General features: G+C 71.7%; 10 protein-coding genes and 1 pseudogene. 9 read left to right on the top strand and 2 right to left on the bottom strand.

Annotation, left to right across the window (positions count from 1 at the left end; translation table 11 throughout):
* Nucleotides 1-62: 62 nt before the first annotated feature.
* From tilS to ACWJ6R_RS23175, 9 genes and pseudogenes are all read left to right on the top strand, one after another.
* Nucleotides 63-1,206, top strand: a pseudogene (gene tilS / locus ACWJ6R_RS23215) (tRNA lysidine(34) synthetase TilS).
* An 11-nt stretch (nucleotides 1,207-1,217) separates the two neighbouring features.
* Nucleotides 1,218-1,775 (top strand): hypoxanthine phosphoribosyltransferase, encoded by a 558-nt coding sequence (gene hpt, locus ACWJ6R_RS23210; RefSeq protein WP_449064249.1) that lies wholly within the window; start codon nucleotides 1,218-1,220, stop codon nucleotides 1,773-1,775.
* Between the two features lie 290 nt (nucleotides 1,776-2,065).
* Nucleotides 2,066-4,060: an ATP-dependent zinc metalloprotease FtsH gene (ftsH, locus tag ACWJ6R_RS23205; RefSeq protein ID WP_449064248.1), complete on the top strand. Its 1,995-nt coding sequence runs from the start codon at nucleotides 2,066-2,068 to the stop codon at nucleotides 4,058-4,060.
* Nucleotides 4,061-4,062: 2 nt separating this feature from the next.
* Entirely contained in the window at nucleotides 4,063-4,647 is a 585-nt protein-coding gene (folE, locus tag ACWJ6R_RS23200; RefSeq protein WP_449064247.1) for a GTP cyclohydrolase I FolE, read from the top strand.
* A 213-nt stretch (nucleotides 4,648-4,860) separates the two neighbouring features.
* Entirely contained in the window at nucleotides 4,861-5,661 is an 801-nt protein-coding gene (gene folP / locus ACWJ6R_RS23195; RefSeq protein WP_449064250.1) for a dihydropteroate synthase, read from the top strand.
* Nucleotides 5,658-6,101, top strand: a complete 444-nt coding sequence (locus ACWJ6R_RS23190; RefSeq protein ID WP_196450763.1) for a nuclear transport factor 2 family protein — start codon at nucleotides 5,658-5,660, stop codon at nucleotides 6,099-6,101. Before folP ends, ACWJ6R_RS23190 begins: the two co-directional genes overlap by 4 nt.
* Nucleotides 6,098-6,487 carry a dihydroneopterin aldolase gene (folB, locus tag ACWJ6R_RS23185; RefSeq protein ID WP_373868900.1) on the top strand — a complete coding sequence of 130 codons (390 nt, stop codon included), beginning with the start codon at nucleotides 6,098-6,100 and terminating at the stop codon, nucleotides 6,485-6,487. The genes ACWJ6R_RS23190 and folB overlap by 4 nt, the downstream gene beginning before the upstream one ends.
* Nucleotides 6,484-6,981: a 2-amino-4-hydroxy-6-hydroxymethyldihydropteridine diphosphokinase gene (gene folK, locus ACWJ6R_RS23180; RefSeq protein WP_449064246.1), complete on the top strand. Its 498-nt coding sequence runs from the start codon at nucleotides 6,484-6,486 to the stop codon at nucleotides 6,979-6,981. Before folB ends, folK begins: the two co-directional genes overlap by 4 nt.
* Nucleotides 6,978-7,439, top strand: a complete 462-nt coding sequence (locus ACWJ6R_RS23175) for a DUF3180 domain-containing protein (RefSeq protein ID WP_449064245.1) — start codon at nucleotides 6,978-6,980, stop codon at nucleotides 7,437-7,439. Before folK ends, ACWJ6R_RS23175 begins: the two co-directional genes overlap by 4 nt.
* Nucleotides 7,440-7,466: 27 nt before the next feature.
* Here ACWJ6R_RS23175 and ACWJ6R_RS23170 read toward each other — a convergent pair whose 3' ends face one another.
* Complete coding sequence (locus tag ACWJ6R_RS23170) at nucleotides 7,467-8,639, bottom strand: NADH-quinone oxidoreductase subunit D (RefSeq protein WP_449064244.1); 1,173 nt, start codon at nucleotides 8,637-8,639, stop codon at nucleotides 7,467-7,469.
* A partial coding sequence (locus ACWJ6R_RS23165) for an aminotransferase class V-fold PLP-dependent enzyme (protein WP_449064243.1) occupies nucleotides 8,636-9,187 on the bottom strand: 552 nt, incomplete at its 5' end. The genes ACWJ6R_RS23165 and ACWJ6R_RS23170, both read right to left, overlap by 4 nt.

Below are 9,187 nucleotides of genomic sequence, written 5' to 3'. Positions count from 1 at the left end.
AGCGACGAGGGAAGACGGCGGTTACCGGCCCCCGAGCCGCGACGCGCAGCGTCGCGATGTAACTGATGGGTCCGCATCCGGCCGTCGCCGACGTCCGCCGCGCCGTACGGCTCTCGCTGGCCGACCTGGAACCCGGGGACCTCGTACTGGCCGCGTGCAGCGGCGGCGCCGACTCGCTGGCGCTGGCCGCGGGGCTCGCGTTCGTCGCGCCCCGGCGGGGCTGCGGGCGGGGCTGCTGACCGTCGACCACGGGCTGCAGAGCGGTTCGGCGCGGCAGGCGGCGACGGTGGCGGGGCTCCCGCTCGGCCTCGACCCGGTCGAGGTCCTGGCGGTCACGGTGGGGACGTCCGGCGGGCCGGAGAACGCCGCGCGCGAGGCGCGGTACGCGGCGCTGTCGGAGGCGGCCGGGAGACTGGGAGCGGCGGCCGTGCTGCTCGGGCACACCAGGGACGACCAGGCCGAGACCGTGCTGCTCCGGCTCGCGCGGGGGAGCGGGACGCGTTCGCTGGCGGGGATGCCGGCGCGGACGGGGATCTACCGGCGGCCGCTGCTGGAGCTCGGGCGCGGCACGACCGTCGCGGCCTGCGCGGCGCTCGGGCTCGTCCCGTGGGAGGACCCGCACAACCTCGACGGCCGCTACGCCCGGGTGCGGGTCCGGAGGCGGCTCCTCCCGGCGCTGGAGGACGAGCTCGGTCCCGGCGTCGCGGAGGCGCTCGCCCGCACCGCGGGCCTGTGCCGGGACGACGCGGACGCCCTGGACGCGTGGGCCGAGGAGGCCTACGGGCGGGCGGTCATCGGTGATCACGGCCCGGCGGAGGGGGGTCGCGGCCCGGCGGAGGGTGATCGCGCCCCAGCCGCGGGTGATCACGGCCCGGCGGAGGAGGGTCGCGGTCCGGCCGAGGGGGATTGCGCTCTTAGCGATATCCCGAAGGGGGTGGCGCTGGCCGTACCGGTGCTGGAGGGGCTGCCGCCGGCGGTCCGGCGGCGAGTGCTGCGGCGGGCCGCGATCACCGCGGGGGCCCGCCCGGCGCGCTCTCGGCCGGGCACATCCTCCAGGTGGAGCGTCTGGTGACGGCCTGGCGGGGGCAGCGGTCGGTGGGGGTACCCGGGGGGATCGGCGCGGTCCGGCGGTGTGGCACCCTGATATTCGCCGCAGATCCCCCACGAGGGGACGACGGCGACCCGGACAGCAGGCCACTCCCGTAAGGAAGACCCAGGTGGACGCAGCCGACATGGGCAAGGACCTCTCGAAGGTCCTCATCCCCGAGGACGAGCTCCAAGCCAAGATCAAGCAGCTCGCCGCCCGGATCGACGAGGACTACGCGGGCAAGGACCTGCTGATCGTGGGCGTGCTCAAGGGCGCGGTCATGGCGATGGCCGACCTGGCCAGGGCGCTGCACGTGCCGGTGCAGATGGACTGGATGGCCGTGTCGTCCTACGGCGCGGGCACGAAGTCCTCGGGCGTGGTCCGCGTCCTGAAGGACCTGGACACCGACATCGCGGGCCGCCACGTGCTGGTCGTCGAGGACATCATCGACTCCGGCCTGACCCTGTCGTGGCTGATGCAGAACCTCAAGTCGCGCAACCCGGCCTCCGTCGAGATCTGCACGGTGCTGCGCAAGCCGGATGCGATCAAGGTGCCGATCGATGTCCGCTATGTCGGTTTCGATATCCCGAACGAGTTCGTGATCGGCTACGGCCTGGACTATGCGGAGAAATATCGCAATCTACCCTTTATTGGGACTCTTGCGCCGCACGTCTACGGAGCAAGCTGAAAATACGCCGTGGGCGAAGCGCGCTAGCACGGAATCGGCTGGAAAGCCACATTATTCAGAGCTTCGGGGAACACGGACCTGCCTGACGTACGTTGGTAAGGCAGAGCCGGTGTCGTGCGGGCGGTTACCCCGCGCGCCGCGCCGGTGTACCTTCGGACGACCGAGAGGTGGTTTCACGCCGTCTCTGGGTAGTCAGGGGGAGCGGTTAGGGATACCGCGAACCCCGGGTTCCGCCCGGGGTTGCCAGGCCTTGGTCAGGAAGGGACGGGCCCGCCGGGGTTCCGCATCGGATGGATCTCAAGCGATTTACACGTGGGCCACTGCTGTGGATCCTGGGCATCGTCGTGCTGCTCGTGCTCGTCAGCACGATGTGGGGCGGTGACGGCAACTACACGAAGGCCGATACCTCCCTGCTGATGGAGCAGATCCAGGCAGGGAACGTCAAGAGCGCCCGGGTCGTCGACAAGGAGCAGCGAGCGGAGCTGACGCTCGTCAATCCGGTGAAGGTCGCGGGCAAGGAGACGAACCGCATCCAGTCGCCCTGGGTGGACGGTCAGGGTGCTCAGATCATGAGCCTCCTGGAGGAGAAGAAGAAGGCCGGCAGCGTCAAGGAGGGTTACACCGCCGACGTGCCGCAGGAGAACTTCCTGCTCGGCCTGCTGGTGAGCTTCCTGCCGATCGTCATCATCGTGCTGATCTTCCTGTTCATCATGAACCAGATGCAGGGTGGCGGCTCGCGGGTGATGAACTTCGGCAAGTCGAAGGCCAAGCTCATCACCAAGGACACCCCCAAGACCACCTTCGCCGACGTCGCGGGCGCCGACGAGGCCATCGAGGAGCTCCAGGAGATCAAGGAGTTCCTCCAGGCCCCGGCCAAGTTCCAGGCGATCGGCGCGAAGATCCCCAAGGGCGTCCTGCTGTACGGCCCGCCCGGAACCGGCAAGACCCTGCTCGCCAGGGCCGTCGCCGGCGAGGCCGGTGTGCCGTTCTACTCGATCTCCGGCTCGGACTTCGTCGAGATGTTCGTCGGCGTCGGCGCCTCGCGCGTCCGCGACCTGTTCGAGCAGGCCAAGGCGAACGCCCCGGCGATCATCTTCATCGACGAGATCGACGCGGTGGGCCGCCACCGCGGCGCGGGTCTCGGCGGCGGTCACGACGAGCGCGAGCAGACGCTGAACCAGCTCCTCGTCGAGATGGACGGCTTCGACGTCAAGGGCGGCGTGATCCTCATCGCCGCGACCAACCGGCCCGACATCCTCGACCCGGCGCTGCTGCGGCCGGGCCGCTTCGACCGCCAGGTCACCGTGGACCGGCCCGACCTGGAGGGCCGCAAGGGCATCCTCAAGGTGCACGGCCGCGGCAAGCCGTTCGCCGAGGGCGTCGACCTCGACATCATCGCCCGCCGGACGCCCGGCTTCACCGGCGCCGACCTGGCGAACGTGATCAACGAGGCCGCGCTGCTCACCGCCCGCGCGGACCAGAAGCTGATCACGATGGAGCTCCTGGAGGAGTCCATCGACCGCGTGATGGCGGGCCCGGAGCGCAAGACCCGGGTCATGTCGGACCAGGAGAAGAAGATCATCGCGTACCACGAGGGCGGCCACGCCCTGGTCGCGCACGCGCTGCCCAACTCCGACCCGGTCCACAAGATCACGATCCTGTCCCGCGGCCGCGCCCTCGGTTACACGATGACGCTGCCGATGGAGGACAAGTTCCTCGCGACCCGCTCGGAGATGATGGACCAGCTCGCGATGCTGCTGGGCGGCCGCACCGCGGAGGAGCTCGTCTTCCACGAGCCCACCACGGGCGCCTCCAACGACATCGAGAAGGCCACCTCCATCGCCCGGCGCATGGTTACCGAGTACGGCATGAGCGAGCAGCTCGGCGCCCGCAAGTTCGGCACCGGCAACGGCGAGGTCTTCCTCGGCCGCGAGATGGGCCACGAGCGCGACTACTCCGAGAAGATCGCCTCCACGATCGACGAGGAGGTGCGCAGGCTCATCGAGTCCGCGCACGACCAGGCCTGGGAGATCCTCGTCGAGTACCGCGACGTGCTCGACAACCTGGTGCTGGAGCTGATGGAGAAGGAGACCCTCTCCCGCGAGATGGTCCTGCAGATCTTCGCCCCGGTCGTGGTCAAGGAGCACCGCCCGTCCTACTCCGGGTACGGCAAGCGGCTGCCCTCCAACCGCCCGCCGATCCTGACCCCGAAGGAGCAGTCCGGCAACGGCGCGCTCCCCGCGGGCGCCGGCCACCCGGACACCGCGGCCAGGGACGGGAACTGAGCGTGGAACCCCCCCAGCCGCTCCAGGTCGACCACGCCCGGATCGAGAAGGCCGTCCGCGAGATCCTGATCGCGATCGGCGAGGACCCGGACCGGGACGGCCTGCTGGAGACCCCGGCCCGGGTGGCCCGCGCCTACGCGGAGCAGTTCGCCGGGCTGGGGCAGGCCCCGGAGGACGTGCTGACCAAGGTCTTCGACGTCGACCACGACGAGATGATCCTGGTGCGCGACATCGAGGTCTACTCGACCTGCGAGCACCACCTGGTCCCGTTCCACGGCGTCGCCCACGTGGGCTACATCCCGAACGAGAAGGGACAGGTCACCGGCCTGTCCAAGCTCGCCCGCCTGGTCGACGTCTACGCCCGGCGCCCCCAGGTCCAGGAGCGGATGACCTCGCAGATCGCCGACGCGCTCATGCGCGTGCTGGAGCCCCGCGGGGTCATCGTGGTGATCGAGTGCGAGCACCTGTGCATGACCATGCGGGGCGTGCGCAAGCCCGGCGCCAAGACCACCACCTCGGCGGTCCGGGGGAGCTTCCGTGACAGTGAGAAGACCCGGGCCGAGGCGATGGCCCTGATCCTCCGCTGATCGGGTGGGTCTGCTGATTCGTTATCGGAGAGGTGGACCCACGCCCCGGCCGGGCGTGCGCGAGCACCTAGGCTTGGCCGCATGACCACACCGCACGGGACAGCGCCACCGGACCCGCGGGAAGGCGGCGGTCACCGGCCCGCCGGCCGCGACGCGCGGCGCCGCGTCCTGCCGGGACTGCCGGGGCTGCCGGACGAGGGCCGCTGCCTGGTGATGGGCGTGGTCAACGTGACCCCCGACTCCTTCTCCGACGGCGGCCGCTGGTTCGACCGGTCGGCCGCCGTCCGGCACGGCCTGGAACTCGTCGAGCAGGGCGCCGACATCGTGGACGTGGGCGGCGAGTCCACCCGTCCCGGGGCGGCGCGGGTCTCGCTGGAGGAGGAGCTGGCGCGGGTCGAGCCGGTCATCCGGGAGCTGACCCGCCAGGGCGTCGCGGTCAGCGTCGACACCATGCGGGCGGAGGTCGCCAGGGCCGCCGTGGACGCGGGGGCGAAGCTGGTCAACGACGTCAGCGGCGGTCTGGCCGACCCCGAGATGCCGAGGGTCGTGGCGGCCTCCGGCGTGGCCTACGTGGTCATGCACTGGCGGGGCCACAGCCACACGATGCAGAGCCGGGCCGTCTACGGCGACGTGGTGACCGAGGTCTGCGACGAGCTCGTCAAGCGGGTGGCCTCGGTGCTGGCCGAGGGCGTCGCCGAGGAGCAGATCGTCCTGGACCCGGGGCTGGGCTTCTCCAAGAACCCGGAGCACAACTGGGCGCTGGTCGCCGCGACGGAGCGGCTCGCCGGACTGGGCCGTCCGCTGCTGATCGGGGCCTCGCGCAAGCGCTTCCTGGGCCGCCTGCTGGCCGGACCGGACGGCGCCCCGCGCCCCTTCGGGGACAGCGACGCCGCCACGCTCGCCGTCACCGCCCTCGCCGCGCGGGCGGGAGCATGGTGCGTGCGGGTGCACGACGTACGCCCGAACGCGGACGCCGTCCGCGTGGTCGCAGCAGTCGAGGGAGCGAGAGCATGAGCGTCGACACCGCCGCCATCGAGGCGGTCAACCAGGCGTTCTACACTGCGATCGAGAACGCCGACCTGGACCGGATGACCGAGATCTGGGCCGAGGAGACCGGCGCCGAGCAGGTGGGCTGCGTGCACCCGGGCTGGCCGATCGTGACCGGTCGGGCCGAGGTGCTGCGCTCCTGGGCGCTCATCATGGCCAACACCCCCTACATCCAGTTCGTGCTGACCGACGTGAACGTCATGGTCCACGGCGACGTCGCCGTCCTCACCTGCGAGGAGAACATCCTCACCGCGGGCGACGAAGGTGATTCCAGCTTCGCCGCGGGCAAGGTGGTGGCGAGCAACACCTTCGTCAGGACGCCGGAGGGGTGGCGGCTCTGGCTGCACCACGGCTCACCGGTGCTGCAGACCGAAGACGACGAGGACGGGGAAGAGGGCGTGTCGTGACCGGAGCCGCAGACGGGGCCGTGGCCGGAGACCGGATCAGCGTGCGGGGCCTGCGCGCCCGGGGACGGCACGGGGTGCTGCCGGCGGAGCGGGAGCTCGGCCAGGAGTTCGTCCTCGACGTCACCCTGTTCCTGGACACCTCGCCTGCCGCGGCGGCGGACGACCTCACCAAGACCGTGCACTACGGCGAGCTCGCCGAGGACCTGGTGAAGGTCGTGGAGGGCGAACCGGTCGACCTGATCGAGACCCTCGCCCAGCGGCTGGCCGACGTGTGCCTGGCTCGCGAACGGGTCACCGCGGCGGAGGTGAGCGTGCACAAGCCCGCCGCCCCGATCCCGCTCCCGTTCGACGACGTGGTCGTGACGATCACCCGGAGCCGGGCATGAGGGCCGTGCTGGCGCTCGGCGGCAACCTCGGCGACCGGCTCGCCACGCTGCAGGGCGGACTCGACGCGCTCGCCGCCACGCCGGGCCTCGACCTCGTCGCCGTCTCACCGCTCTACGAGACCGACCCGGTCGGCGGCCCCGAGCAGGGCCCGTACCTCAACGCCGTCGCGGTCGCCGAGACCTCGCTCACGCCCCGGGAGCTGCTCGCCCGCGCCCAGGAGACGGAGCACGCCTTCGGCCGGGTGCGGACCGAGCGCTGGGGGGCGCGGACCCTGGACGTCGACCTGATCAGCGTCGGCGAGGTCGTCTCCGACGACCCCGAGCTGATCCTCCCCCACCCCCGCGCGCACGAGCGCGCGTTCGTGCTGGTCCCGTGGCTCCAGGCCGACCCCGAGGCGACGCTCGGCGGCACGCCGGTCGCCGAGCTGCTGGCCGGGCTCGACAAGACCGGGGTACGGCTCCGCGCCGACCTGGCCCTGCGGGGGCCCGCATGACGCCGAGCCGTCCCGGCGTGCTCGCCGGACTGACCGTCGTCTTCGCGATCATCACCTGGGCGCTGCTCCAGCGGGTCTACCAGTTCATCCCGGCCGTGCCGTGGACGGCGATCCCGACGGTCCTGGTGCTCGCGCTCGGTGAGGCCCACACCGGCTGGATGACCAAGGCCAGGATCCAGCGCAAGCCGGACACCAAGCCGGTCGAGCCGCTGGCCGTGGCCCGCCTCGTCGCCCTCGCCAAGGCCTCCGCGTACGGCGGGGCCGTCTTCGCGGGCGTCTTCGCCGGGTTCGCGTTCTACGCCGCCGGCCTGCTCGACCAGGACACGCCGCGCCGCGACTTCTTCATCGCGGGCGGCTCGTTCCTCGGCTGCGTGGTGCTGGTCTGCGCCGCGCTGTACCTGGAGTACTGCTGCCGGGTGCCGAAGGACCCCGACGCCGCCCCCGACCGCAGGGGATGAGCCGGGAGTCCAGCGGATGTCCGGCCGTCACTTGTCGATGTCCCCGACCACGAAGAACATCGAGCCGAGGATCGCCACCATGTCGGCCACCAGGTGGCCGGGGAGCATCTCGCGCAGCACCTGGACGTTGTTGAAGGAGGCCGAGCGGAGCTTCAGCCGCCACGGGGTCTTCTCACCGTGGGAGACCAGGTAGTAGCCGTTGATGCCGAGAGGGTTCTCCGTCCAGGCGTAGGTGTGGCCCTCGGGCACCTTGAGCACCTTGGGCAGGCGCTGGTTGACCGGTCCGGGCGGCAGCTCGCGGAGCCGCTCCAGGCAGGCGTCGGCCAGGTCCAGGGAGACCTTCACCTGCTCCAGCAGCACTTCGAACCGGGCGTGGCAGTCGCCGGCCGAGCGGGTGACGACCCTCACCGGCAGCTCGCCGTAGGCCAGGTAGGGGTCGTCGCGCCGCAGGTCGACGTCCACCCCGGAGGCGCGGGCGATCGGGCCGCTCACGCCGTACTGCGTGATCTGCTCGCGGGAGAGCACGCCGACGCCGCGGGTGCGGGCCGTGAAGATCTCGTTCCCCACGACCAGGTCCTCGATGTCGGGCAGCCGCCGCCGCACGTCCGCGACCGCCTGGGAGGCGCGGCCCGGCCAGCCCTCCGGGATCTCCTCCTTCAGGCCGCCCACCCGGTTGAACATGTAGTGCATGCGCCCGCCGGAGATCTCCTCCATCACGGCCTGGAGCGTCTCGCGCTCGCGGAACGCGTAGAAGACCGGGGTGATCGCGCCGAGCTCCAGCGGGTAGGAGCCGAGGAACATCAGGTGGCTGAGGACCCGGTTGAGCTCGGCCATCAGGGTCCTGATCCACACGGCCCTGACCGGGACCTCCATGCCCAGCATGCGCTCCACGGCCAGGACCACGCCCAGCTCGTTGGCGAAGGCCGAGAGCCAGTCGTGCCGGTTGGCCAGCATGATGATCTGCCGGTAGTCCCGGACCTCGAACAGCTTCTCCGCGCCGCGGTGCATGTAGCCGACGATCGGCTCGGCCGCGCTGATCCGCTCGCCGTCCAGGGTGAGCCGCAGGCGCAGCACCCCGTGGGTGGAGGGGTGCTGCGGGCCGATGTTGAGGACCATGTCCTCGGTCGCGAGCTCCTTGCCGCCGGCACCGCCGCCCACCGCGGCGGCTCCGGCCCCGATTCCCACGACCCGTTCCGTCATAGGGGCCATGCTGCCACGTCAGCCGCGGGAGACAAGCTCCCGGAGGCCCCGACGAGGCGGTCGACGTGTTCGGCGGTGGTGCCGATGCCGATCGAGGCGCGCACCGCCGAGGCCGTCGCGGCCCTGTCGCCGGCGCAGCCGCCGTCGTTCTCGATGCCGCCCAGCAGGTGCCGGACGAACGGGTGGGCGCAGAACTTCCCGTCCCGCACGCCGATGCCGTACTCGCTGGAGAGCGCCTCGGCGACCTCGCGGGCGGTACGGCCGTCCACCACGAACGAGACGATGCCGACCCGGGGGTGGTCCGGGCCCCACAGGGAGAGCTCGTGCACGCCCTCGATCCCGGCGAGCCCCGCGCGCAGGCGGGCGAGCAGCCGCTCCTCCTCGCGGATCAGCGCGGTCCAGCCGGTCGCGGTGAGGGCGTCGCAGGCGGCGGCCAGGGCGACGGCGCCCAGCACGTTGGGGGTGCCCGCCTCGTGCCGGGCCTCGGGGTCGTCGTGCCACTCGACCTCCGCCGTGCCCGCCGTACCCGCGGGGGTCTCCGCGTGCGC

This window comes from Planomonospora algeriensis (assembly GCF_977012225.1).
Note: the sequence above shows the minus strand (reverse complement) of the source record. Positions and strands in the feature narration are given on the sequence as shown.